Raw genomic sequence first — 24,797 nt, 5'->3', positions numbered from 1 at the left:
TCTATCGGTCACTCTCAGTGAGACGGGACCGGCGTACGCGCGTCAGGCCCACCAACCGAGGACCGGCCAGGCGCTGCTCGACGCGACGGGCCTCACGGGCGACGGGCTGGGCGACGTACTCGCCGAGGATCACGCCGGCCGCGAGGGCGATCGCGATCGACGCGGCGGTGACCATGGCCAGCAGGCCTTGGGCGGCATGCGGGTCCTGCGAGGCGCCGAGGAGGGCGAGGCCCTTGTAGATCGAGAGTCCCGGCAGCATCGGCACGACCGCAGGGACGACGACGACCAGCGGCGGCACCTTGAGCCGCCCCGAGACCGCGAAGCTGACCAGGCCGACGGCGAACGCCGCGACCGCCGTCGCCCACGGGACCGCGAAGTCGTGCAGCGTGATGGCGTCGCTGATGGCGAGCGCGCCGCCGCCCAGGAGGGCGATCGGCAGCAGCGTGCGCAGGGCGGCGTACGTCGCGAAGCCGAAGGCCGCCGCACCGATGCCGGCGCCGAGCGCGCCCACGCCGATCCCGGTCAGGTCGGTGCGGGCCGGCACGAGTGGTGGCAGGTCGAGGCCGACGGCGGACGCGACGCTGAGACCACCCGTCACACCCGCGATGACGCCCGCAGTGGCCAGGATGGCCTCGAGGATGCGGGCGGCGCCGGTGACGTAGAAGCCGGTCAGGGCGTCCTGGATCGCACCCATGAAGCCGATCCCGGAGAGCAGCATCATGATGTTCGCGCTGACGACGGCGCTGGCGTCGAGGTGGACCCAGTGGTCGACGGTCCGGGTCGCCAGGGCCGCCAGCAGCGTGGCGACGATGCCGCCGGCGACCTGTTGGTAGAAGAACGGCAGCCGGCCGCGCCCGAGCACGATCTGCAGGCGGTCGATGGCGACACCGGCGACGAGGGCGGTGGCGATGCCGATCGGCGTGCCTCCGAGCTGGAGCCCGATGCCGGCACACATCAGGCCCCACCCGATCGTGACCGCCCAGCGCGGGCGCTGGTGGCCACTGGAGACGAGTCGTGCGACGCGGCCGCGGGCCTCGGCGACGTCGATCCGGCCGGCCGCGATGTCGCGCACCAGGTGGTCGACCTGGGTGAGGTCCTCGTAGTCGATCTCGCGCTTGGTGACCCCGCGGATCTGGATCAGCGGCGGCTCGTCACCCTCGCTCGCGGCACTCATCGCGAGCTGCGTGAAGGTGACGTCGACGTGCGGGTTGCGGACGCCGTACGCCTGCGCGATCACCCGCATCGTCGCCGTCACGTCGGCCGCGCCGGCGCCGTTCGAGAGCAGCACCTCGCCCACGCGCAGGCTCAGGTCGAGCGTCTGCGCGAGCTTGCGGGAGCCGGCGGGCGTGCCGCCGGCAGCGGTCGCCTTGTCCATGTCAGGCGTCCAGCAGGCCTCGGAGGTACGCCGCCTGGCCGGCGTGCTGGGTGCAGTCGTTGATCACGCTGACCAGCCGCACGCCGAGGGTGACCGGCGGGTCCCAGCGGGTGTCGACGATCCGGTCGAGGTCGTCACCGGTGACCCCGGCGACGTAGCTGAGCGTCTGGCGGTGGGTGGCGCGGTAGTAGTCGAGGAGGAGGTCGGCCGGGATGCCCCGCACCTTCGCGACGTCGTCGGAGCTGTGGCCGTAGCCGTGCGCCTCGACCGGGAACGGCAGGCCGAAGCGGTCGGCGTACCCCTGAGCGGTCCACACCTGCTCGATGCCCGCGACACCGGCGACGTGGTCGTCCTGCACCCGGGTCAGGTGCCACACGAGCCACGCGATCGAGTTGGCGTCGGGCGTCGGGCGGGCGGTCAGCTGCTCCTCGGTGAGTCCGTCCAGGACGGCCTCGAGGTCGCCGAGGACCCGGCCGATCGCGTCGGTGAGCAGGTCGCTGGGGGTCATGCTTTCGACCGTAGCGGGGACGGTGTCACATCACGAGGGGCTTGTTCGTCGGTACGTCGAGGAGAGGATGTGGTCGTGGACCTGGATGTGTTCGAGGCGGAGCGGGGACGGCTGCGTGCCGTGGCGGTGCGGATGCTCGGCTCTGCCGACGATGCCGACGACGTGCTGCAGGAGGCGTGGCTGCGGTGGTCCTCGGCCGGCGAGGGGATCGAGAATCCTGCGGCCTGGCTGACGACCGTGACGTCGCGGTTGTGCCTGGACCGGTTGCGGTCGCGGGGCCGGCGGGACGCGGTGCCGCTGGACGCCGTCGCCGAGGTCGCCTCCCCGGGAGCCGGTCCGGTGGACGAGGCCGAGCTGGCCGAGTCGGTCGACGCGGCCCTGCTGGTGGTCCTCGAGCTGCTGTCCCCTGCCGAGCGGCTCTGCTTCGTGCTGCACGACCTGTTCGGGATGCCCTTCGACGAGATCGCCTCCCTGCTGGGACGTACGTCGGCCTCCGTCCGTCAGCTCGCCTCCCGCGGCCGGCGCCGGGTGCAGGATCCCGCCGGCGCCGCCGCCGCCGAGGTGCGAGCCCGCCAGCAGTCCGTGGTCGACGCGTTCTTCGCCGCTTCCAAGGCCGGTGAGTTCTCGGCCCTGATGGAGCTGCTCGACCCCGGTGCCGTGGTCCGCTCCGACGCCACCGCCGTCGCGATGGGGGCCGCGCCGTTGTTGACGGGCGCCGCCGCTGTCGCGGGCCGCTTCTGCGGTCAGGCCCAGGCCGTCGTACCGATCCAGCTCGACGGGTACGCCGCCGCCACCTGGCAGCTGCGCGGCGAGCCCAAGGTGGTCTTCGCGTTCGTCATCTCCGAGGAGACCGGGAAGATCCTGGAGATCGAGGCCGTCTCCGACCCCGAGGTCCTTGCCTCCTCGGACCTCTCGCGGGGTGGTGGGGCGGTCCGCTTTCGGTGAGTCCTCGGCGGGCGGGGGTCGCGCAGCGGCCGTGTCGCGATCCCTCGTTGGTTAGTAGCCCGAGCCGCTAGGCGAGGGCGTGTCGAAACCAACTGCGTGGCCGGTCGCTCCTGGTCGGTGTTCTGATTCCTCGACTGGCGGCCGCGCTTATCCGACCGTCCCCCGCCGTCAAGGATCCTCGCTTCGCTCAGCCCGCTTCGCGGCGGCCTTCGGCCGTCCTTGACCGCGGGTCCCGGACGGTCGGATGGCGGCGCGGTGGGGCGACGGCTCGCTTCGCTCGCGCCGCCGCTATGCGGCCGCCTCCGACGACCGCTTTCCGCCGTTGGTTGAGTAGCCCGAGCCGCTAGGCGAGGGCGTATCGAAACCAATTCCGCCGACAGCGAAAAGTGCCTCTGACCTGCACGTTTGGGCGAATTCTGCATTGAGAAACCGTTCGAACAGGCGTACTATGAAGGCACGAATCAAGCCTCATCTCTCGGGAGTCACCATGGCGACAGCATCGGTGCCAGAGCACCCGATGCTGCGTGCGGTGAACACCTCCCGCCGAGCCTTCGACGGGGTCGCGTCGGTCGAGCCGGTCTACATGACACCCGCCGACAAGGCCGCTGCCCTTCGGGGCCTGGCGGCTCTCAAGGCGCAGGTCGAGGAAGCCGAGATGCGGCTCCTCGCCGCCTCCGGGGACCTCGCTCAGGACAACGGTGCTCGCGACGCCGGGATGTGGCTGGCGCACGAGGCGCACCTGGATCCCCAGGCAATGCGTGCCGAGCTCAAGCTCGCCGAAGCGATCGACGAGCGGTGGCGACAGATCGGTGTCGCGATGCGCGAAGGTTTCGTGAATCGTGCGCAGGCGCAGGTGATCGTCGCGGCGTTGGAGAAGCTCCCACCCGAGATCGACCAGGTCACCCGGCGCCGTGCCGAGAAGCACCTCGTGGAGCTCGCCGGTCAGTTCGGGCCGCGTGAGCTCCGCACCCTGGGCGAACGGATCCTTGCCGTGGTCGCGCCCGAGATCGCCGATGAAGCAGACGCGAAGGCACTCGAACGCGAAGAACGCTCCGCGCGGGTCAACACCTCGATGCGGTTCAAGCGGCTCGGCAACGGCATCACCCGCATCATCGGCCAAGTCCCCGACGCGATCGCGGCAAGGTTCGAGACGTACCTCGACGCGTTCTCCTCGCCCAGGGTCTCGACCGGCGAACGCGTCCCCCGGAGCAACCGACTCGGCCGGGCGTTCTGCGCGCTGCTCGAGCACCTCGACCCGAGCAAGCTGCCCGACCACGGCGGCGACACCACCACCGTCATGGTCACCATCAGCCTCGACGACCTGCGGCGCGACCTCGCCACCGCCGGCGTCATCGGCTCCCTCGACGGCAACCTCCGCATCACCGCTGACGAGGCCCGGCGCCTGGCCTGCACCGCGAAGATCATCCCCGTCGTCCTCGGCGGCAAGGGCGAGATCCTCGACCTGGGCAGGGCCCAGCGGTTGTTCAAAGCCGCTCAGCGCAAGGCGCTGCGACTCCGCGACAAGCAGTGTCGCGCCGAAGGCTGCTCGATCCCCGCCACCTGGTGCGAAGCACATCATTCACATCCATGGTCAGCCGGCGGGAAGACCGACCTCAAAGACGGCGTGCTCCTCTGCAGTCACCATCACCACATCGCCCACGACCCCCGGATGACCCATGAAGTCATGCCGACCGGCGCCTGGCGGTTCCACCGCCGGCCCTAGACCCCGATCGTGGAGTCCCAGAGCCACCTGGTGACCCCACAACTCCACAATGTCGAGAGCCAGACCCCACCATCACACCGATGGGGCCGCCGAAGGCGGCCGCATCGCGTCGGCGCGAGCGAAGCGAGCCGCCGACAACCGCGCCACCAGCGCGCCGCCAGGGACCCGCAGTCAAGGACGCCGAAGGCGCCGCGAAGCGGGCCGAGCGCAGCGAGGATCCTTGACAGCGGGGAGCGGCGCGCTACGCGCGGCCGCCACACCCACCTGAGAAGTCACGGCACCACCCAGCCAACAGCCGGTCCGCCGGTACGAGCCGGCTCACTCCACCACGAGCGGCACGGACAGGGGCCGACGTACGTAGGCCCCCGGAGCCCAGGTCACCCCCTCGAGATCCACGGAGAAGTCCGGGATCTCGGCGAGGAGCTCCTCCAGGGCGACGCGGGCCTGGAGACGGGCGGCGGCGGAGCCGAGGCAGTGGTGGTGGCCCTGGCCGAAGGCGAGGACCTGTGCGGGCTTGCGGCGGATGTCGAGGTTCTCGGCGTCGGCGCCGTAGGCACGCCAGTCGCGGTTGGCGGCGGCGTACAGGAGCAGGACGCGCCGGCCCGCCGGGATGCGTACGCCGTGCAGGTCGACGTCGCGCGTGGTGGTCCGAGCGAGGCCCTGGACGGGGGAGGACAGCCGCAGCAGCTCCTCGACCGCGTCGGGGATGAGCTTGGGCCAGTCGACGAGGTCCTCGCGCTGCTCCGGGTCGGCGGCGAGCAGCTGCACGGCCTCACCGAGCATCCCGGTCACCGTGTCGTTGCCGCCGGTGATCATGGTGAACACGAAGCCCAGCACCGCCAGCAGGTCCGGCCCGTCCGCGGCCGACGACGCGGCGACGAGGTGGGAGACGGTGTCGGCGCCGACGATCCCCCGGGCCTGCTCGGTACGCCGGCGCTCGCAGAGCTCGGTGAAGTACTCCATCAGCGAGCCGACGGCCGCCGCAGCGCCGAGCACGCCGCCCGACGCGTTGGCCGCGACGATCGCCGAGGACCACTCGTCGAACCGGTCGCGGTCCTCGGGAGGAACACCGAGGTAGTGCGCCACCACCAGCGACGGCAGCGGCTTGAACACCTCCGCCACGATGTCGCCCCCGCCAGCGGCGGAGAGCCGCGCGATCCGCGAGCGCACGAACGACCGCACCAACGGCTCGAGCTCACCGACCTGTCGCGGGGTGAAGCCCCGCACCACGAGCCGCCGCAGCGCGGTGTGCGCCGGCGGGTCGGTCATCACGAAGGGCGGCGCGTCGGCGAGGCCCACCGACTCCAGGTCGCCGTACCCGACCGTCAGGCCCGTCGCGCTCGAGAACGTCTGCACGTCGATCGCCGCGGCGAGCACGTCGGCGTGCTGGGAGAGCACGTAGAAGTCCTCGTCCGGGCGGCCGGTGGGCACGACGTGGTGGACGGGGTCCTCGTCCCGCAGGCGTGCGTACGTCGCCCACGGGGAACGCCAGGCGTCGCCCCCACCAGGCACGTAACGCACGGCAGCCCGGTCCCCCAGCATCCGTTCAGGATCCTGCAGGACCGGGCGCGCGTAAAGGCCCAGCGGGCGATCGGGGTGGTTCGATCAGCGGATCAGCTCGTCCAGGCGGTTGTAGACGTCGGACGAGCCCTGCACGACCCGGCTCGGGCGGCCGTCGATGGAGACGGGGACGTCGCCCTGGACGGTGATCCGGCGTACCTCCCGCGGCTGGGTGTCGAAGTCGGCGACGGCGTAGTGCTGCGTCGCGCGGTTGTCCCAGATCGCCACGTCGCCGGGCTGCCAGGTCCACCGGATCGTGTTCTCCAGCTTGGTCACGCGGTCCTGCAGGAGGTTGAACAGGGCCGCCGACTCCTTGGCGTTGAACCCCGAGAACTGCTGGACGAAGTGACCGAGCACCAGCGAGCGCTCGCCGGTCTCCGGGTGGACGCGCACGACCGGGTGCTCGGTCTTGTAGACCGTCGAGGCGAACTGGTCGCGGTAGAAGTCGGTGTCCTCGGCCTTGGTCGACCCGTCCTCGCCGAACTGGTGGGCGTAGTCGTAGTCGTTGCTGTGGACCGCCCACAGCCCGTCGACCAGCGCCTTGAGCTGCACCGGCAGGTTGTCGTACGCCGCCGCGGTGTTGGCCCAGTTGGTGCTGCCGCCGTACTCCGGGATGGTCACGCCGCGCAGGATCGAGAACGCCGGCACCCGGTCCACGAACGTCACGTCGGTGTGCCAGGAGTTGGCGGCCATGCCGCGCGTCGACTTCAGCGAGAGCACGCGCGCGCTGCCGGTGTTGACGGTCGGGTGCGCCGTGGTGAGCGGGCCGAGGCGCTCCCCGAAGGCGATCTGGCCGGCGTCGTCGAGGTGGTCCTGGCCGCGCAGGAAGACGACCTTGTGCTCGAGGATCGCCCGGCGGATCGCGGCCACCGTCTGGTCCGGCAGGTCCCCGGACAGTCGTACGCCGTCGATGCGGGCGCCGATCCGCGAGCCGAGCTTGGCGACGGTGACGGCGTCAGCGGTGGGGGTGGCGGTCGTGCGGTCGATCTGGATGGTCATGTCGCTCCTCGCGGTTCGTGCTGGAAGTGCTGGGGAAGTGCCGGGATCGCCGGCCTGCCCAGCGTGGCAGCGCGAGGAGCAATGTTCTAGAGTTTCTCTACCAAGTTTATTTACTTTCGATCGGAGACCCGTGAACCGCCGCTCCCCCATGATCACGATCGCCCGCGGCGACCTCGGCGTGACACCGGCGCGCGTCCTGGAGCAGGTGCGCGCCGGCGGCGTGGTGACGCGCGACGAGCTCGTCGCCCGCACCGGCCTGAGCTCGGCCACCGTCGGCCGGATCGTCACCTCGCTGGTCGAGGCCGGCGTGCTGCGCGAGCGCCACGACCGCATCCGGGTCGGCGCCGTCGGCAGACCGGGCATCCCGGTCGAGATCGACCCGGACCGCTTCGTCGTGGTCGGCATCCACATCGGCCGCCGCGTCTCGACCGTCGCCATCGGCGACCTCGCCGGCCGGGTGATCACCCACGAGACGGTCTCGACAGGCCCGACCACCGAGGCGAGGTCGACCACCGAGCCGCCCGACCTCGAGCTCCTGGCGCGGACCGCCGCCAGGCTGCTCGGCACGCTGCCCTCGCGCGCCCCGCTCGCGGCCGGCCTGGTCGCACCCTGGCGCGACCTCGGCATCGGCGCGGCGGCGTACGCCGGTGAGCTGGGCGAGCTGACCGGCCTCGAGGTGCACACCGGCGACCACATCGCGGCGGTGGCCGCGAGCGAGTTCTTCCACCGCCGCCACGGCACGACGGGCGTGACGCTGTACGTCTACGCGCGCGAGACGATCGGCTTCGCCGTCGCCGTCGACAAGGGCTCCACCGTCGAGGTCTCCCGCGTCGGCAGCCTCACCCACTTCCCGACGGACACCGACGTGCCGTGCGCCTGCGGCCGCACCGGCTGCCTGGGACGGGTGGCGGGCGATGCGGCCGTCGTCGGGGCCGCCCGGGCCGACGGCCTGCTCGACGGCACCGGCATCGACGGTCTCTACGCCCGCTCCAAGGAGCCGCGGGTCCTCGCCCTCCTGCGCGAGCGGGCCCGCCGCCTCGGACAGGTCGCGGGCGTCGTGCGCGACATGACGGCACCCGACCGGGTCGTGCTGGTCGGCCAGGCCTTCACCGGCTGCCCTCCCGTCTTCGAGGAGATCCACGCCGGCCTCGCGACGGGCGCGCTGCCCGACGTACCCGTCTCCTTCACGCGGTTCGGCTCCGGGATCCAGGCGATCGCGGCCTGCACGATCGCGCTCTCCCCGGTGTACGACGACCCGCTGGCCGCCGTACCAGGAAGGACGGCCTGAGACCCGGGGGCCAGACCCCGGGCCTCAGGCCGTGCTCGAAGGGTGTCGGCGGTCAGAGACCTGCCGGCACCTCCAGGCGCCCGAACGCGCTGCGGTGGAAGACGAGCGGCTGCTCCTCGTTGGTGTGTGCCACGGCGTGCAGCTCGAGCAGGACCAGGACGTGGTCGCCGGCGTCCACCTCGCGGTAGACGGTCGTGTCGAACAGCGCGATCCCGTCGTCGACGAGCACTGCTCCGCGGTCGGTGACCGTGACGTCGACACCGTCGAAGCGGTGCGCGACGTCGCCGGCCAGCTGCCGGCACAGCGGGCCGTGGTGGTCGGCCAGCACGGTCAGGCCCAGGTGCTCGGCCCGCCGCAGGTCCGGCCACGTCTTCGACGCGCTGGCCAGGTTGATCGAGACCAGCGGCGGGTCGAGGCTGACGCTGGTGAAGCTGCTCGCGGCCAGGCCGATGAGCTGCCCGTCGACCTCGGCGGCGACGGCGACGACGCCGGTCGGGAACACCCCGAACGCCTCGCGCAGCCGGACCGTGTCGAGGTCCTGGTTGGTCGGGAAGGCGATCGTCATGCGCGCGCCTCCAGGACCGCCCGCACCAGCGGCCGGGTCGCCTCCAGCCAGGCGCGATAGGCGCCGGGGGCGTCGTACGCCGAGTCCAGGATGTACAACCCGCGACCGGGCACGGTCGCCCCGAGCTCGGTGAGCACCGGTCGCAGGCTGAGCTCGGGGGCCAGCGCGTGGGCGGGCGAGCCGCCGAGCTGGAACGGGACGGCCAGGCCGGTCAGGCCGGAGCCACCGGCGAAGCGGTCCAGGAACAGCTTGAGCAGGCCCGTGTAGGTCCCCTTGTACGTCGGCGAGGCGACCACCACGAGGTCGGCCTTGCCGATCCGGTCGACGAGATCGGTCACCGTCGGTGAGACCTGGTCGAGCAGCTCCGCCCCGAGGGTGGCCAGGTCGACCACGATCTCCGGCTCGGCGCCGGCGAGCTCGCGGGCGACGTACGTCGCTGCCTGGAGGGTGCGGGACTCCGGCTTCGGGTTGCCGACGACGACCGCCACGCTAGGCAAGACGGGCCTCCGCAGCAGCGGCGCCCGAGTAGAGGCTCTCCGGACGCGGCAGGCCGAAGTGGTCGCGCAGCGTCGACCCGGCGTACTCCTCCCGGAAGATGCCGCGCTCCTGCAGCAGCGGCACGACCTTCTCGGTGAACGCGTCGAGCAGCTGCGGGTAGAGCGGCGGCATCACGTTGAAGCCGTCCGCGGCGCCGCCCTCGAACCACTCGGTGATGATGTCGGCCACCTGCGTCGGCGTACCGGCGACCACGTTGTGGCCACGACCGCCCGCGAGGCGGTGCAGCAGCTCGCGCAGGGTGGGCCGGTCGCGCTCGACGATGTTCGCCACGACCTGGAGGCGCGAGCGGTTGTTGTCGAGGACGTTGCCCGAGCCCGCGAAGATCTCGGCGGGCACACGCTCGTCCAGCGGCAGGTGCCCGAGCGAGATGCCCGCGATCGACTCCAGCTGGGAGAGCCCGTACGCCGGCACGGTGAGCTCGTTGACGTGGGACTGCAGGTCCCGCGCCTCCTTCTCCGTGTCGCCCAGGAACGGGCTGATGCCCGGCAGCACCTTGACGTGGTCGGGGTTGCGGCCGAAGCCGGCCGCCCGCGCCTTGATGTCGTCGTAGAACGCGCGGGCGTCACCGATGGTCTGGTGCGCGGTGAAGATCGCCTCGGCGTTGCGGGCGGCGAAGGCCCGGCCCTCGTTGGAGGAGCCGGCCTGCACGTAGACGGGCCGGCCCTGCGGCGAGCGGGGCGCGGCGAGCGCGCCCTCGACCTGGAAGTAGCGGCCCACGTGGTTGATCGCGTGCACCTTGTCCGGGTCGAAGTAGTGGCCGGACGCGCGGTCGGCCAGGATCGCGTCGTCCTCCCACGAGTCCCACAGCTTGGTCACGACGTCGAGGAACTCCTGCGCCCGGGCGTAGCGCTCCTCGGCCGGCGGGACCTGCGCCAGGTTGAAGTTGCGGGCCACCGAGTCGGTCTGCGTCGTGACGATGTTCCAGCCCGCGCGACCGCCGGAGGCGAAGTCGACCGAGGAGAACAGCCGCGCCAGGTTGTAGGGCTCGTAGAAGGTGGTCGAGGCGGTGGCGATCAGCCCGATCTTCTTGGTGTGCACCGCGATCGCGGCCAGGCGGGTGATCGGCTCGAGGTGCCCGGTGGGGCGGTACGGCGTCGCCGAGAACATGCCCGGGGCGTCGGCGAAGAAGATCGCGTCGAGCTTGGCGGCCTCGGCCTTCTGCGCGAGCTCGATGTAGTAGTCGATGTCGTTGGCGCGCTCCACCGAGGACTCCGGGTGGCGCCAGGACGCCTCGTGGTGGCCGGTGTCCATCAGGAAGGCGTTGAGGCTGAGCTGTCGGGTGGGCTGTGCGGACATGGGGGTCTCCTTGGGAGTGGGGGATCAGGCAGGACGCCAGCGCGAGAAGCGCTTCTCGAGCGCGACCAGGCCGTAGTTGACGGCCACTCCGAGGAGCGAGGTCGTGAGGATCGCGGCGTACATCTTGGGGATCAGGAAGTTCATGTTCGAGTAGTTGATGAGGAAGCCCAGGCCGGCGGTCGCGCCGATCATCTCGGCAGCGATCAGGACCAGCACCGCTGCGGCGCCGGCGATCCGGATGCCGGTGAAGATGGTCGGGATCGCGGCCGGGAAGACGACCTTGCGGAACGTCTGCACCGGGCTCAGGCCGAGCACCTTCGCCGAGCGCAGCAGCTGCGGGTCGACCTGGGCGACGCCGGTGATGGTCGAGAGCAGGATCGGGAAGAAGCACGCATAGGCGACGATCGCGATCTTCGAGGTCTCGCCGATCCCGAGCAGCAACGTGAACACCGGCAGGATCGCCAGCGCCGCGGTGTTGCGGAACAGCTCGAGCACCGGCTGGAAGAACTCGCGCACCGGGCGGTACCAGGCGATCACCGCACCGAGCGGGATCGCGATCGCGATGGCAGCGGCGAAGCCGACGCCCGAACGGAGCAGGCTGGCGCGCAGGTGCTTGGCCAGCTCGCCGTCGGTGACCATCGCCCACCACTCCTGCAGCACGACGTGCAGCGGCGGGATGAAGTAGCTGTCGACCAGGCCGGTCCGCGGGACGATCTCCCAGACCAGCGCGACGGTGACGAGACCCGCGACACCGCGGGCCACGGTGACGGCACGCGTACGCCGGATCGAGACGCCCTTCGCGCGGAGCGACTCCTCCTGCCGGCGGTTCGGTCGTGCCTCGGTCTTCTCGGCGAGGATGCTCGCGCCCCTCGGGCGCTCACTCAGTCGGCTAGGCACTGAGTCGCTCCTCGGTCCGCTCACGGGTCTCACCCGTGGCGCGCTGCTGCTCGCGCAGCAGCGACCAGATGTGGTGGCGATAGCCGGCGAACGGCGTCGTCGCGCGGATGTCGGTCTCGCCGGCCGCCGTACGGTCCAGGTCGATCCCGACGACCTCCTTGATCCGGCCGGGTCGCGCGCTCATCACCGCGACGCGCTGGCCGAGGAAGACGGCCTCCTCGATGTCGTGGGTGATGAAGACGATCGTGGTGCCGGTACGCCGCCAGATGCTCAACAGCTCCTCCTGGAGCCGCTCGCGGGTCTGGGCGTCCAACGCCCCGAACGGCTCGTCCATCAGCAGGACCTGCGGCTCGTACGACAGGCTCCGGGCGATCGCGACCCGCTGCTTCATGCCGCCCGACAGCTCGTGCGGGTAGCGGTTGGCAAACTCGGTCAGCCCGACCAGGTCGAGGTAGCGGCGAGCCCGCTCGGCGCGCTCCTTCCGGCTCAACCCGCCCTTCGCCTCCAGCGCGAACTCGACGTTGCCGGCAGCGGTCCGCCACGGCAGCAACGTGTACTGCTGGAACACCACGCTGCGATCCAGGCCGGGGCCGGTGATGGGGCGTCCGTCGATGGTCAGGCGGCCGGAGGTCGGCGCGGCCAGGCCGGCGATCAGGTCCAGCACGGTGGACTTGCCGCAGCCCGACGGCCCGACGACGGTGAGGAACTCACCGGCCCCGACCGTCAGCCCGACGTCCTCCAGGGCGACGAACTCGCGCAGCTGCTTGTCGTCATCGCCCCTGACCCAGAACGTCTGGGCGACGCCGGTCAGCTCGATCCGTGAACTCATGGAATCTGCTCCTGGTCCGTCGTACGCCGTCAGGCGTTCGGGTTGAGGTCGTTGGTGTAGACCTTCGAGACGTCCAGGTGTCCCTGGAGGTCGCCGCGGCCCTCGAGCCAGTCGGTCCACCGCGAGATGTCCGCGGGCGCGATCACCGGCTTGGTGCCGACACCGAGGGTGCCGGGGTAGTTGGCCTGGATGGCCGGGATGTAGTCACCGAAGCCGTGCGCCTTCAGGTACGGGAAGTAGATGTCGAAGACCTGCTGCTTGGTGTGGGTGCCGATGTACTCCGTGGCCGCGGCGAGGCCGGCGACCAGCTTCTTCGCGGCGTCCGGGTTGGACTTGATGAAGTCGTCGCGCAGCGTGAAGGCACCGCCGACGTACGGACCGCCGAGGGCTTGGACGTCGTTGACGACCTCCCGGACCTTCTGCGTCCGGGACAGCTGCTGGTAGCCGATGAACGAGACGACCGCGGCGTCGACCTGGCCCTTGGCCAGTGCGTCCGGCGTGTTCAGCGGCGGCAGCGGGACGAGCGTGACCTTGCTCTGGTCGTCCTTGCTCAGACCCTCCTTGGCGAACCAGGTGTCGAGGAACGCCTCGGAGTTGGCACCGAGCGTGTTCACGGCGACCTTCTTGCCGATCAGGTCCTTGGCGCTGCTGATGCTCGAGCCGTCCAGGACGACGAGCTTCTCGTTGCTCTTCTCGTCATAGCCGTACGACGGGAACACCGCCTTGATGGGTGCGCCACCGGCGACCAGCTGGGCGATCGCGCCGTAGAACGCCGAGGAGCCGATGTCGGTCTGGTGCGAGACCAGCGCCTGCAGCGCCTGCGGTCCGCCGGTCACGTCGCCCACCCGCTTGAGGTGGAGGCCGTCCAGCTTGCCGAGCGCGTCGGCGAACAGCAGGGCATCGACCGCGCCGGCGTAGCTCTGGTACCGGATCGTGTTCTTGTCGCCCTCGGCGCTGGCGCTGCATGCGGTGAGCGAGCCGAGCGCGGCGAGGAGGGCCAGGATGATGACGGCGAGCCGGCGCGGGCCGGCCTGGTGGTGGGAAGGCATGCGATCAACTTTAAGTCGATCGACTTTATAGAGAAACGGTTCGGTTCAGGCTGATCCGAAGGCGATCGAGATGCCGACGAGGTACGCCGTCGGGCAAGACCGTGTGGATCCGTGGTCACCTGGTGGCCTCAGATCCACACGATGTGGCCGACGAGACGGTCGCAAGCGAGTCCTCAGTCAGCCCGGCCGGTGCTCGCCGTCAGCCCACAGTCCAGGGATTGTGGAGTTCCACGGTCACCTGGTGACCACCAGACTCGACGATGACGAGCCGACCCCACGAAACACACCGATGAGGCCGCCGAAGGCGGCCGCATCGCGTCGGCGCGGCCGAAGGCCGTGCCGACCTCCGCGCCACCAGCCGTCCGGCCGGGTCCCGCGGTCAAGGACGGCCGAAGGCCGCCGCGGAGCGGGCCGAGCGAAGCGAGGATCCTTGACGGCGGGAGACGGACGGCTACGCGCGGCCGCCACAGTCCCCGGAGTCACCAGGTCTCGAGACGGTCGCGAGCGGCCGCCTCGACCAACGGCGACGGGTCAGTCGGCGAGCGCGGGCACCTTGTTGGTGTGGACGGGCAGCGCCTCGACGCCGTACACGGCGGAGAGCTTGCGGAACTCCAGCTCCTCGATGCCGGCGGCCATGGTCAGGTCCGGGAAGCGCTCGGCGAGCATCCGCAGGGAGGTGCGCAGCTCCATCCGGGCGAGCTCGGCGCCGACGCAGCGGTGCATACCCCAGCCGAAGGCCAGGTGACGGGTGGACTCACGCTCGGGGTCGAACTCGGCGAGACCCTCGCCCAGCAACGGGTCGCGGTTGGCGGCCAGCAGGGAGACCCCGACAGCGTCGCCCTCCTTGATCTGCTTCCCGGCGATGGTGACGTCCTTCTTGGCGAACCGCAGGAAGGCCAGCTGCACGACACAGAGATGACGCAGCAGCTCCTCCACCACGCGGTCGACGGAGGCCGGGTCGGCCCGCAGCATCTCGCCGGCCTTCGGGGTGGTGGCGATCAGGTAGGTGCCCAGCGCCAGCATCGACGCGGAGGTCTCGTAGCCGCCGAGGAAGACGCCGTCGGCGATGCCGCCGAGGGTGACGTCGTCCAGCTCGTCACCGTGCTCCTTGAGCAGCGCGCCGATCAGGCCGTCGCCGGGGTTGGCGCGCTGCTCGCGCACCGCGTTGATCAGGAACGAGCGCGTGTGCTCCTGGGCGCCGAACGCACCGGCACCGCCCTCGGTCAGGTCGAAGCGGGCCACGCCGAGCTCGAGGAACCGGGCGCGGTCGTCGACCGGCAGGCCGAGCAGGTCGCAGATGACGTCGAACGGTACGGCGAACGCGAACTCCTGCACCATGTCCACCGCCTTGCCCTCGGCGCCGGCCGCCTCCATGGCGTCCAGGCGCTGGGCCACGATCGCCTCGATGCCCGGCTGCAGCCGCGCGAGACGGCGCATCGTGAACTCGGGCGTGAGGTACTTGCGCAGCTTGGTGTGCAGCGGCGGGTCGGTCATCCCGAGGCCGCCGATCTGCTCCTCGTCGGACTTGCCCTCCTGGGACACGAACTGGCCGAGATCGTTGGACCAGGTCTCGGCGTCGCCGGCGAGCACCTCGCGCGCGGCGTCGTACCCCGTCACCATCCAGACGTTCCTGCCGAACAGGGTGACCAGCTTGGACACCGGCTCCTCGGCCTGGCGCGCCATCATCCGCGGCAGCGGGTCGAGGCCCTCACGCTTGAGCGGGAGCGTCACCGACTCCGGGAGGAAGCGGAGCTTGCGCAGGTCGATACCGTCCTTCATCGTCCGGTTGATCAGCCACACGCCGACGCGGTTCTTCACGAACCCGACAAGTCCCATGGCGACATTTCACCAGACATCAGGCCGTTACCCGCAGGCCGCGCGGCCGCTGGCGGTCCCCGCTAGCCTGAGACGCATGTCGACGCAGCCCCACGAACTGGACTGGAGCAGGTACGCCGCCGCGTTGTTCGACCTCGACGGGGTGATCACGCCGACCGCTCTGGTGCACATGCAGGCGTGGGCCGAGATGTTCGGGGAGCTGCTCTCGGCCTACCCCGACCAGCGGCCGTACGCCGACGCCGACTACTTCGCCCACATCGACGGGAAGCCGCGGTACGACGGGGTGCGCGACTTCCTCGCCTCCCGCGGCATCGAGCTCCCCGAGGGCGCCCCGAGCGACCCGATCACCGCGCAGACGGTGTGTGGCCTGGGCAACCGCAAGGACGCGCTGTTCAACGCCGTCCTCGAGCGCGACGGGGTCGCTCCCTACCCCGGGTCGGTCGTCCTGCTCGACGCGCTGCAGGCGCAGGGCGTGCCGATGGCGGTCGTCTCGTCGAGCCGCAACGCGCCCGCGGTGCTGGACGTCGCGGGCGTCGCCCACTACTTCACCACCGTCGTCAGCGGTGCCGTCGCCGGCGAGCTCGGCCTGGCCGGCAAGCCCGCGCCCGACACGTTCGTGCACGCCGCCGAGGTCCTCGGCGCCACCGCGGCCACCAGCGTGGTCCTCGAGGACGCCACCAGCGGCGTCGCGGCCGGCCGCGCGGGGAACTTCGGTCTCGTGATCGGGGTCGACCGCGGTGCCGGCGTACAGGCCCTCACCCAGGCGGGCGCCGACCTCGTCGTCGCCGACCTCCAGGAGCTGGTCCGATGACCCCGGCCCCCGACGCGCTGTCGGGCCCGGGCCCGTCCCACGTCGCGCCCCCGACCACCGACCCGTTGGACCGCAGCCGGTTCCCCGTCGACGAGTGGCGCCTGGTCGAGAAGCGCTTCGACGCCGAGGACCTCGGCGTCACCGAGTCGCTGTTCACCGTCGCGAACGGCTACCTCGGTCTCCGCGGCAACTACGAGGAGGGCCGCACGTTCCACGCGCACGGCACCTTCATCAACGGCTTCCACGAGACCTGGCCGATCCTGCACGCCGAGGAGGCGTTCGGCTTCGCCCGCACCGGTCAGACCATCGTCAACGCGCCGGATCCCAAGATCATCAGGCTGTACGTCGACGACGAGCCGCTGCACATGACCAAGGCCGACCTGATCGAGTACGAGCGCTCGCTCGACTTCCACACCGGCGTGCTCACGCGTGACCTGGTGTGGCGCACACCGGGAGGCAAGCGGGTCCACGTCCGCAGCACCCGGATGGTGCCGCTCGAGCAGCGGCACCTCGCGGTGATCACCTACGAGGTGACCCTGCTCAACTACCGCGCGTCGGTGACGCTCTCCTCGCAGGTCGTCAACCGGCAGGACGGCCAGGAGCCCCACAACGGGCACTCCGAGGAGCCGGTCGACCCGCGCAAGGCATCGGCGTTCCGCCGCCGCGTGCTGCAGCCGGCCGTCCACGAGGCCAACGCCGAGACCGGCCGGATGAAGGTCGGCTACCAGACCACCGACTCGCACATGACGATCGGCGTGGTCGCCGACCACCGGCTGGAGACCGAGGGCGACGTCGCGGCCGTCCAGGCGCATGCCGAGGAGGACCTCACCAAGCTGATCTACCGGATCTCGGCCGAACCCGGCCAGACCATCCGGCTGACCAAGCTGGTCTCGGTCCACACCGCCGACTCGGTCCCGGCCGCCGAGCTGATCGACCGCTGCGAGCGCACCCTGGACCGCACCTGGGAGCAGGGCATCGAGGCGCAGTACACCGCCCAGCGCCGACTCCTCGAGATCTTCTGGGAGCGCGGAGACGTCGAGGTCCCCGGCCAGCCGGAGCTCCAGCAGGCCATCCGCTGGAACCTCTTCTCGATCCTGCAGGCCGCGGCCCGCGCCGAGGGCCAGGGCATCGCGGCCAAGGGCGTCACCGGCTCCGGGTACGGCGGCCACTACTTCTGGGACACCGAGATCTACGTCCTGCCGTTCTTGACCTACACGATGCCGTGGGCGTCCCGGAACGCCCTGCGCTTCCGGCACACCCTGCTCAAGGCCGCCCGCGAACGGGCCCGCGAGCTCGCCCAGAAGGGCGCGCTGTTCCCGTGGCGCACCATCAACGGCGAGGAGGCGTCGGCCTACTACGCCGCCGGCACCGCGCAGTACCACATCGACGCCGACATCTCCTATGCCCTGAGCCAGTACGTCGGCGCGACCGGCGACGACGAGTTCCTGGCCAGCGGGGCGGTCGACATCTTCGTCGGGACCGCCCGTCTCTGGGCCGACCTCGGGTTCTGGCGCGACGAGAAGCAGCGCACCTTCCACATCCACGGCGTCACCGGGCCCGACGAGTACACGACCGTGGTGAACGACAACCTGTACACGAACGTGCTCGCGCGCTTCAACCTCCGCCGGGCCGCGCACGCGGTCTGGACGCTGCAGCGTGACGACCCGTCGGCGTACGCCGAGATGGTGCGCCGCACGGGCCTGCGCGACGACGAGCCCGACGAGTGGGCGGCGTGCGCCGACGGCATGCTCATCCCGTACGACGACTTCCTGGGCATCCACCCGCAGGACTCGCACTTCCTCGAGCGCGAGATCTGGGACCTGGAGAACACGCCACTGGACAAGCGGCCGCTGCTGCTGCACTACCACCCGCTGGTGATCTACCGGTTCCAGGTGCTCAAGCAGGCGGACGTGGTCCTGGCCCTCTACCTGCAGGGCGACGAGTTCAGCGCCGAGCAGAAGAAGGCCGACTTCGACTACTACGACCCGATCACGACCGGTGACTCGACGCTGTCGGCCGTGGTGCAGTCGATCGTCGCCGCCGAGGTGGGGTACGCCGACCTGGCGCTGCGCTACTTCCACGCGGCCCTCTTCGTGGACCTCGCCGACCGGCACAACAACACCGCCGACGGCGTGCACGTCGCGTCCACCGGCGGTGTGTGGAGCGCGCTGGCCTGCGGGTTCGGCGGGTTCCGCGACGTCGGCGCCGACAAGGGCGACCAGCAGTGGCAGCTCGACCCGCGCCTGCCGGCGACCTGGGAGTCACTGACCTACCGGCTGACGCTGCGGCACACGCGGGTCCGGGTGGCCGTCGAGCGCGACCGGCTCACCCTGACGACCGAGGCCGGGAAGGCCCCGCTGACGTTCGTGGTCCGCGGCGAGCCGGTCACGGTACGACCGGGCGAGCCCGTCGTCGTACCCCTCGACCACCAGGGCCCTCAGCTCGTGGGTGAGCCACCCAACCCCGCCGGCGTGCAGCGCTCGGACGGGACGGTGCTGTCCGCGATCGTGCCGTCGGGCGACTGATCAGGACTTCCCGCAGACCGTCAGGCCGAGGCCGTTCGCGAGCTGGTTGGCCGCATCGAACGGCGAGGCCGCCATGGCGGCGGCGGGGTCCGCCTTGACCGCGGCGATCGCCTTGTCGATAGCGGCGATGAGGTCGGCGTACTTGACTGCGTCGGTCTTCGGCGGCTCGAGTGCATCGAGCCGGTCGCGCTGGTCCTGGATGATCGGGACGATCTGCTCCTTGGTCGCCTTGAGGACCGCCGCCCTCGTGGGCTTGCCGTGCTTTGTGACCTTCTTGACCACGGCGGCCACGTCCTTCGTGCCCTGCTTGCAGATCGCGTTGCCCTGCTTGACGAGCTGAGCGTGGGTCAACGGGGTCGGGTCGTCGCTGCCGCCGCATCCGGCGAGCGCGAGGGTGGCGGCGAGGGTGGTGGCGAGGGCGAGCTGCTTCATGGGCGCCAGCGTCTCAGAGTTGCGGGGCCGCCGGATCGTTCTTGGCGAACAAGTGGAACCCTCGGTGTGTGGCTGTGGAGACCGAACCGCCGGCGTACGCCGAGGTGTCGGTCGCGCGCCGCTGGGCGATGCTCGGTGTCGGTACGACGGCCCAGGCGAGCTCGGCCACGATGGTGCACGGTCCGGCGTTCCTGATCCCCACGCTGCACTCCTCGCTGGGGCTCTCGCTGGCCCGGGCCGGAGCGGTCTCGGCCGCCTCGATGGCCGGCCTGATGTGCACGCTGATCCTGTGGGGCGTGGTCGTCGACCGGCGCGGTGAGCGCTTCGCGCTGCTCCTCGGCCTCTCCCTGGTCGTGGCTGCGGGCGTCGTTGCGGCCCTGTCCCCCGGCGTCGTGACGATGGCGATCGCGCTGTTCGTGGCCGGAGCCTGCTCGGGCGCGACCAACGCCGCGTCGGGTCGACTCGTCGTGGGCTGGTTCCCACCCGCTCGGCGCGGCCTGGCGATGGGGATCCGGCAGTGCGCACAGCCCCTCGGCGTCGGCGTCGGGGCGCTGACCATGGCGGTGATCGCGGCGCACGCCTCGGTCCAGGCGGCGATCTGGGTGCCGACCGGTCTCGCGGTCGTCGCGCTGCTGCTGGTGGCGTGGCTGATCATCGACCCGCCGCACCCCTCATCGCTGGGCGCTCCCCCGGCGGCCAACCCCTACCGCGCCGACCGCTACCTCGCCCGGGTCCACGCGACCTCGGCGATCCTGGTGGTCCCGCAGTTCGTGGTGTGGACGTTCGGGCTGACCTGGCTGGTCGAGTCGCTCGGCTGGGCCGCGGGATCGGCCGGCGTCGTCGTCGCCGGGACCCAGCTGCTCGGCGCGTTCGGCCGGATCGGCGCGGGCCACCTCTCAGACGCGGTCGCCTCCCGGCTCCGTCCGATGCGCTGGATCGCCTGGGTCGCCGCCGCGACGATGGGGCTGCTCGGTGCCGCGGCCCGCTTCGACGGCGTCGTCGCCGTGGTCGTCGGTGTCGCCCTGCTGGTCGTCGCCTCCGCCGTCACGGTCGCCGACAACGGACTGGCGTACGCCGCCGTCGCCGAGCGGGCCGGGCCGTCCTGGTCGGGCCGCGCCCTGGGCGTGCAGAACACGACGCAGTACCTCGTGGCGGCCGCCGTACCTCCCCTGGCCGGCGCCCTGATCTCCGCGACCGACTACTCCGTCGGCTTCGCCGTCGCCGGCCTGCTGCCGCTGCTCGCCGTCGCGCTCGTCCCGGTGCGCGACGAGCGCCTCATCGCCTGAGGTCGCGCAGCGCCGCCTGGGCCGCGAGGTACCCGCACATCCCGTGCGCGCCGGCGCCGGGGGGCGTGGCCGCCGAGGCGAGGTAGACGCCGCTCACCCCGGTGGCGTACGGCGAGGCGCCGACCCGCGGCCGGAACACCAGCTGGGTGCCCGTAGTGGCACCGGTGGCGATGTCGCCGCCGACGTAGTTGGGGTTGTGCTCCTGCATCCCGCGGGCCGAGCGGACGTGGTGGGCCAGGATCCGGTCGCGGAAGCCGGGGGCGAACTGCTCGATCCGCGCGATCATCGCGTCGACGACCGGCTGGTCGGGTCCGTCGTACGCCGCCGGCACGTGGGCGTAGGCGTAGAGGGGATGGATGTCGCCGACCGAGCGGGTCGGGTCGGCGATCCACTGCTGGCCGACGATCATGAACGGCTGCAGCGGCATCCCCCCGGCGAGCACCTCGGCCTCCGCCGCCGCGATCTCGTCGAGCGTGCCACCGAGGTGGAGGGTGCCGGCCGAGCGCGCCGGGCCGTAGGACCACGGCACCCCGCCCTGGACCGCGAAGTCGACCTTGAACGCGGCCGGTCCGTGGCGGTAGCCGAGGAAGGCCCGCCGCACCCGGCGCGGGAGGCGCGGCCCGATGATCCGGGCCGCGGCGCCCGGGGCCGTGTCGAGCACGACCACGTCGGCGTCCGGCAGCTCGTCGAGCGAGGTGACCAGGCGACCGGTCTCCGCGTGCACGCCGTGCTCCCGGCAGCGCGCCCACACCGCGTCGGCGATCGCCTGCGAACCGCCCTCGGCGACCGGCCAGCCGTAGGCGTGCGCCGCGGCCGTCAGGGCCACCCCGGCCGCTGCCGAGAACGGGCGGTCGAACCGGGTGAAGCCATGGGCCGCCACCCCGGCGTACAGCGCCTTGGCCTCCTGGCCGCGCCACCGCTGGGCGAGCATCGCGACCGACTGGGCGGCGTTGAGGCCGAAGCGCGCCAGGTGGAGCGGGTGGTCGGGCATGCGCAGCACCGGCTGGAGGATGCCGTCGCTGATCGTGTCGAAGCGCTCGGTCAGCGGGCCGAACGTGCGGGTCCAGGCGGCGCCGTCGACACCGAGGACGCGCGCCGTCTCGGCGACGGAGCGCTGGAGGACGGCGCCGCGACCGGCCTCGAGCGGGTGCGCGAACTCGTACGGCGCCCAGCGCCACCGGAGCCCGGCGCCGGTCAGGTCGAACGCGCGCGCGAACGCGGAGGACCTCGCGAACGGGTGGAAGCCCGAGCACTCGTCGTGGATCAGCCCGGGGATGGTGAGGTCGGCCGACGACCGTACGCCGCCGCCGAGACGGTCGGCCGCCTCGATGACCGTGACGTCGAGACCGGCCGCGGCCAGCGTGAGCGCCGCGGCGAGACCGTTCGGTCCGCTGCCGACGACCACGGCGCTGGTCATGGCCTCAGACCTTCCGGTCCTCCGGGCCCTGCGGCAGGAACTGGCGCGACAGGTCGGCCCAGGAGTTCTCGATCAGCTTCTCGACGTCGAGGTTGAGCGCCTTCTGGATGTACGGCTTGGTGAGCTCGGTCTGGAGGACCTGCGGCAGGAAGCGGCGCAGCTCGGACTCGAGACCGGTGATCCGCTGGAAGACCGCGCCCCGTCGGGTCGACGGCTGAATGACCAGGTCGACCTTCTCCGTGGACATGGTCAGGTCGAGCCGGATCCTGGCCGGCGCGTGGGTGTGCACAACCAGCTTGAGCGGCACGACGACGTCGGCGTTGAACGTCAGCGAGTCCATCGGCAGGTCGAGGGTGAAGGTGACCGCGATCGGCAGCTTGAGGTCGTAGGTCAGCAGATCGGCGTGCACCTCGTGACCCGTGGTCTTGCTGAAGCGGCCGACGACGGTGACGCTCGCGAACGCGCGGCCCGGTCCGGCACCGATCGGGCCGAGCTCGATGGTCGGGCCAAGGATCGAGTCGACCGTCTCGAGGATGCGCTCGAGGTGCAGGACCCGGCGGATCCAGTAGCGACCGAACTGCTCGTAGCTGATCTCGACGCCCTCGGGCGCCTCGGTCGGCCGGGGACCCATGCCCTCGTTGCCGGCGTGCACGGTCTGCGCGGACGAGACGGGGAGGCGGACCGGCATCTCCACGACGGGAGAGGCGGGGTCGACCTCGGGAAGCTCGACGACGTCGGTGTCGGTGGGTTGGTCCAGCCGCGGCGGGAACGTCGGCGCTGCGTCACTCACGTGTCCGGGCCCCCTGCCTGATCCTTGCAACCGACGGAGATCTGCCCGTGGTTGCTGACGATTCTCCACTCTGCCATCGCGTCCCCGTACCCCTCCATCCGGCCCCTGGGACGCTCAGCGGACGTGTCGTGGGTCACATCGCCTGCTGCTCGCGCGCCGGCCAGAAGAGCCTAGCCCGCGTGGATGTGCGGGCGTCGGGTTCTGTCCGATTCGGCCCGGCGCACGACCTCCCGCGTCAGCGGAGCGACCTCGCCACCCCCGAAGAGCAGGAAGCGGGCCAGCTGCCCGACCGGGTTGCCCTCGGTCCACTCGAAGTAGATGTGCGGGCGCACGCCGGTCCGGTCGCGGATGTCCAGCAACAGCGCCGCGAGCGCGTTCGGCACGGTCGATGCGTGCACCGTGAGCACCCGGAACGCGTCGTGCAGCACTTCACCGCAGACGTCGATCTGGCTCTCGAAGTCGGAGTAGTCGGCGACGGTGACCTCGACGAACAGGATGTCCCCCGGCTCCACGAGGTCGTGGTCGTCCATGACCTCCTGGAGCTTGTCGCGATACTCGGCCACGTCCCGCGCGCCCGGCTCGTTGGCGACCAGGCGGATGCTGCGCCGCGAGCAGTCGCGCAGGAACGCCTCGGCGGTGCGGTCGTAGGTGACCTCGGTCGTGCGCAGCTCCAGCGAGCGGAAGATCCGCGACACCAGCGACAGACCGACGATCGCGGCGATGAAGCAGCCGCCGATCTTGAGGCCGTCGGGCCGCTCACGGACGTTGTCGAAGAGCGTGTAGGTCATCACGAGCGCGATCGCACCGAAGGCGACCGTGAGCCAGCGCTGGCCGGCCTTGCGGGCCGCGAGCATCACCGCAACGGCAGCGGACGTCATCAGCACGAGCACACCCGTGGCGTAGGCCCCGCCCTGCGCGTCGACGTCGGCGTGGAAGAGCCAGGTGATGAAGAAGCCGACCGCCGTCAGGATCACCACGAGCGGCCGGGTCGCGCCGGCCCACTCCGGGGACATGCCGTAGCGCGGCAGGTAGCGCGGGATCAGGTTGAGCATGCCCGCCATCGCGCTCGCTCCCGCGAACCAGAGGATCAGGATCGTGGAGACGTCGTACGCCGTCCCGAAGCTGTCACCCAGGTAGAGGTGGGCCATGTACGCCAGCGCGCGGCCGTTGGCCGGGCCGCCGTCGGCGAAGTCCTTGGCCGGGATCAGCAGCGTGGTGACGAACGCCGAGGCGATCAGGTAGACGCTCATCACGATGGCCGCCACGGTCAGCAGCCGCTTGGTGTTGCGGATCCGCGCGACCGGCTTGCGGGGGTCGTCGCCGGGCGCACCCTCGACGTGACCCATCACCGCGACGCCGGTCTCGAAGCCGGACATGCCGAGGGCGAGCTGAGGGAAGAGGGTCAGGCTCACGCCGATCATCGCGAAGACGTTGCCGTGCTGGATCTTCAGGGCGTTCGACCAGTCGGGGACCAGGTGTCCGTGCTGGATCACCTGCACCGCGCCGACACCGATCACGACCGCGTTGAGCGCCATGTAGACGACGACCAGCACCAGTGCGATGCCGATCGCCTCGCGGAAGCCCTTGAGGAAGACCGCGCCCAGCAGGGCGACCAGGAAGAGCGTGATCCACAGCTCCTTGCCGTGGAAGTACGCCGGCATGTGCGGGTTGTTGACTGCGTGGGCCGCCGCGTCGGCGGCCGAGAGGGTGATGGTGATGATGAAGTCGGTCAGCGCGAAGCCGAGCAGCGCGAGCACGAACAGCTTGCCGCGCCAGAACGGCAGCAGCCGCTCCAGCATCGCGATCGAGCCCTGCCCGTGCGGACTCTCCGCGGCGACCCGGCGGTAGACCGGCAGCGCGCCGAACAGGGTGAGCAGCACCAGGATGATCGTGGCGATCGGGCTGAGCAGGCCGGCGGCGAGGAACGCGATGCCGGGCTGGTAGCCGAGGGTGGAGAAGTAGTCGACGCCGGTGAGGCACATGACCTTCCACCAGGCCTGTGGCTTGTCGTGCTGCTCGGCCTGCGCGCTGACGCGCGGCCTCGGTGCGGGATGGGCATCCGCGATGACGTTCACGGTTCCATCCAACGGCGCCGACGGGGCACCAGC

General features: G+C 71.2%; 21 protein-coding genes. 6 read left to right on the top strand and 15 right to left on the bottom strand.

Annotation, left to right across the window (positions count from 1 at the left end):
• Position 1: 1 nt before the first annotated feature.
• Together ACYVJ3_RS09240 and ACYVJ3_RS09235 are read right to left on the bottom strand one after the other, a co-directional pair.
• Positions 2-1,375, bottom strand: a complete 1,374-nt coding sequence (locus ACYVJ3_RS09240; protein WP_460852626.1) for a threonine/serine exporter family protein — start codon at positions 1,373-1,375, stop codon at positions 2-4.
• Position 1,376: 1 nt separating this feature from the next.
• Complete coding sequence (locus ACYVJ3_RS09235; RefSeq protein WP_460852625.1) at positions 1,377-1,883, bottom strand: mycothiol transferase; 507 nt, start codon at positions 1,881-1,883, stop codon at positions 1,377-1,379.
• 75 nt (positions 1,884-1,958) lie between these two features.
• Between ACYVJ3_RS09235 and ACYVJ3_RS09230 the strand changes: the two genes are divergently transcribed.
• Both ACYVJ3_RS09230 and ACYVJ3_RS09225 read left to right on the top strand, forming a co-directional pair.
• Positions 1,959-2,828 carry a sigma-70 family RNA polymerase sigma factor gene (locus tag ACYVJ3_RS09230; RefSeq protein WP_460852624.1) on the top strand — a complete coding sequence of 290 codons (870 nt, stop codon included), beginning with the start codon at positions 1,959-1,961 and terminating at the stop codon, positions 2,826-2,828.
• Between the two features lie 487 nt (positions 2,829-3,315).
• A complete protein-coding gene (locus ACYVJ3_RS09225) occupies positions 3,316-4,551 on the top strand; it encodes an HNH endonuclease signature motif containing protein (protein ID WP_460852622.1) in 1,236 nt (411 codons plus the stop codon).
• A gap of 318 nt (positions 4,552-4,869) precedes the next feature.
• On the opposite strand, the gene ACYVJ3_RS09220 is transcribed toward ACYVJ3_RS09225, so the two are convergent.
• Together ACYVJ3_RS09220 and ACYVJ3_RS09215 are read right to left on the bottom strand one after the other, a co-directional pair.
• Entirely contained in the window at positions 4,870-6,072 is a 1,203-nt protein-coding gene (locus ACYVJ3_RS09220; protein WP_460852620.1) for a cytochrome P450, read from the bottom strand.
• A gap of 84 nt (positions 6,073-6,156) precedes the next feature.
• Positions 6,157-7,110 carry a TauD/TfdA dioxygenase family protein gene (locus ACYVJ3_RS09215; RefSeq protein WP_460852619.1) on the bottom strand — a complete coding sequence of 318 codons (954 nt, stop codon included), beginning with the start codon at positions 7,108-7,110 and terminating at the stop codon, positions 6,157-6,159.
• A 148-nt stretch (positions 7,111-7,258) separates the two neighbouring features.
• Between ACYVJ3_RS09215 and ACYVJ3_RS09210 the strand changes: the two genes are divergently transcribed.
• Positions 7,259-8,398, top strand: coding sequence for an ROK family transcriptional regulator (locus ACYVJ3_RS09210; RefSeq protein ID WP_460852618.1), 1,140 nt, complete (start codon positions 7,259-7,261; stop codon positions 8,396-8,398).
• A 52-nt stretch (positions 8,399-8,450) separates the two neighbouring features.
• Here ACYVJ3_RS09210 and ACYVJ3_RS09205 read toward each other — a convergent pair whose 3' ends face one another.
• The 7 genes from ACYVJ3_RS09205 to ACYVJ3_RS09175 all read right to left on the bottom strand — a co-directional run bounded on the left by ACYVJ3_RS09205 (position 8,451) and on the right by ACYVJ3_RS09175 (position 15,428).
• Positions 8,451-8,963 carry a flavin reductase family protein gene (locus tag ACYVJ3_RS09205; protein ID WP_460852615.1) on the bottom strand — a complete coding sequence of 171 codons (513 nt, stop codon included), beginning with the start codon at positions 8,961-8,963 and terminating at the stop codon, positions 8,451-8,453.
• The gene (locus ACYVJ3_RS09200; protein WP_460852728.1) at positions 8,960-9,451 is read right to left on the bottom strand and encodes an NADPH-dependent FMN reductase; all 492 of its coding nucleotides are present in this window, start codon (positions 9,449-9,451) and stop codon (positions 8,960-8,962) included. The genes ACYVJ3_RS09205 and ACYVJ3_RS09200 overlap by 4 nt, the downstream gene beginning before the upstream one ends.
• 1 nt (position 9,452) lies before the next feature.
• Complete coding sequence (locus ACYVJ3_RS09195) at positions 9,453-10,817, bottom strand: LLM class flavin-dependent oxidoreductase (protein WP_460852614.1); 1,365 nt, start codon at positions 10,815-10,817, stop codon at positions 9,453-9,455.
• A 24-nt stretch (positions 10,818-10,841) separates the two neighbouring features.
• On the bottom strand, positions 10,842-11,714 hold the full coding sequence (locus ACYVJ3_RS09190) for an ABC transporter permease (protein WP_460852612.1): 873 nt from the start codon (positions 11,712-11,714) through the stop codon (positions 10,842-10,844).
• A complete protein-coding gene (locus ACYVJ3_RS09185; RefSeq protein ID WP_460852611.1) occupies positions 11,707-12,543 on the bottom strand; it encodes an ABC transporter ATP-binding protein in 837 nt (278 codons plus the stop codon). Before ACYVJ3_RS09185 ends, ACYVJ3_RS09190 begins: the two co-directional genes overlap by 8 nt.
• Before the next feature lie 29 nt (positions 12,544-12,572).
• Positions 12,573-13,592: an ABC transporter substrate-binding protein gene (locus ACYVJ3_RS09180; protein ID WP_460852610.1), complete on the bottom strand. Its 1,020-nt coding sequence runs from the start codon at positions 13,590-13,592 to the stop codon at positions 12,573-12,575.
• 531 nt (positions 13,593-14,123) lie between these two features.
• Positions 14,124-15,428: a cytochrome P450 gene (locus ACYVJ3_RS09175; protein WP_460852609.1), complete on the bottom strand. Its 1,305-nt coding sequence runs from the start codon at positions 15,426-15,428 to the stop codon at positions 14,124-14,126.
• 76 nt (positions 15,429-15,504) lie between these two features.
• Between ACYVJ3_RS09175 and ACYVJ3_RS09170 the strand changes: the two genes are divergently transcribed.
• Both ACYVJ3_RS09170 and ACYVJ3_RS09165 read left to right on the top strand, forming a co-directional pair.
• Entirely contained in the window at positions 15,505-16,239 is a 735-nt protein-coding gene (locus ACYVJ3_RS09170; protein WP_460852607.1) for an HAD family hydrolase, read from the top strand.
• Positions 16,236-18,764 carry a glycoside hydrolase family 65 protein gene (locus ACYVJ3_RS09165; RefSeq protein ID WP_460852606.1) on the top strand — a complete coding sequence of 843 codons (2,529 nt, stop codon included), beginning with the start codon at positions 16,236-16,238 and terminating at the stop codon, positions 18,762-18,764. The genes ACYVJ3_RS09170 and ACYVJ3_RS09165 overlap by 4 nt, the downstream gene beginning before the upstream one ends.
• On the opposite strand, the gene ACYVJ3_RS09160 is transcribed toward ACYVJ3_RS09165, so the two are convergent.
• Positions 18,765-19,196, bottom strand: coding sequence for a hypothetical protein (locus ACYVJ3_RS09160; protein WP_460852605.1), 432 nt, complete (start codon positions 19,194-19,196; stop codon positions 18,765-18,767). It abuts the gene before it with no gap.
• Positions 19,197-19,264: 68 nt separating this feature from the next.
• Between ACYVJ3_RS09160 and ACYVJ3_RS09155 the strand changes: the two genes are divergently transcribed.
• Positions 19,265-20,482: an MFS transporter gene (locus ACYVJ3_RS09155; protein WP_460852604.1), complete on the top strand. Its 1,218-nt coding sequence runs from the start codon at positions 19,265-19,267 to the stop codon at positions 20,480-20,482.
• On the opposite strand, the gene ACYVJ3_RS09150 is transcribed toward ACYVJ3_RS09155, so the two are convergent.
• The 3 genes from ACYVJ3_RS09150 to ACYVJ3_RS09140 all read right to left on the bottom strand — a co-directional run bounded on the left by ACYVJ3_RS09150 (position 20,472) and on the right by ACYVJ3_RS09140 (position 24,764).
• Entirely contained in the window at positions 20,472-21,899 is a 1,428-nt protein-coding gene (locus ACYVJ3_RS09150) for a phytoene desaturase family protein (protein WP_460852603.1), read from the bottom strand. The genes ACYVJ3_RS09155 and ACYVJ3_RS09150 overlap by 11 nt on opposite strands.
• Positions 21,900-21,903: 4 nt before the next feature.
• Positions 21,904-22,689, bottom strand: a complete 786-nt coding sequence (locus ACYVJ3_RS09145) for a hypothetical protein (RefSeq protein ID WP_460852602.1) — start codon at positions 22,687-22,689, stop codon at positions 21,904-21,906.
• A 170-nt stretch (positions 22,690-22,859) separates the two neighbouring features.
• Entirely contained in the window at positions 22,860-24,764 is a 1,905-nt protein-coding gene (locus ACYVJ3_RS09140) for an APC family permease (protein ID WP_460852601.1), read from the bottom strand.
• Positions 24,765-24,797 lie beyond the last annotated feature (33 nt).

The organism is Nocardioides montaniterrae, from assembly GCF_054782655.1.
The sequence above is the reverse complement of the archived record's forward strand: the minus strand, read 5'-3'. Positions and strand labels throughout refer to the sequence as shown.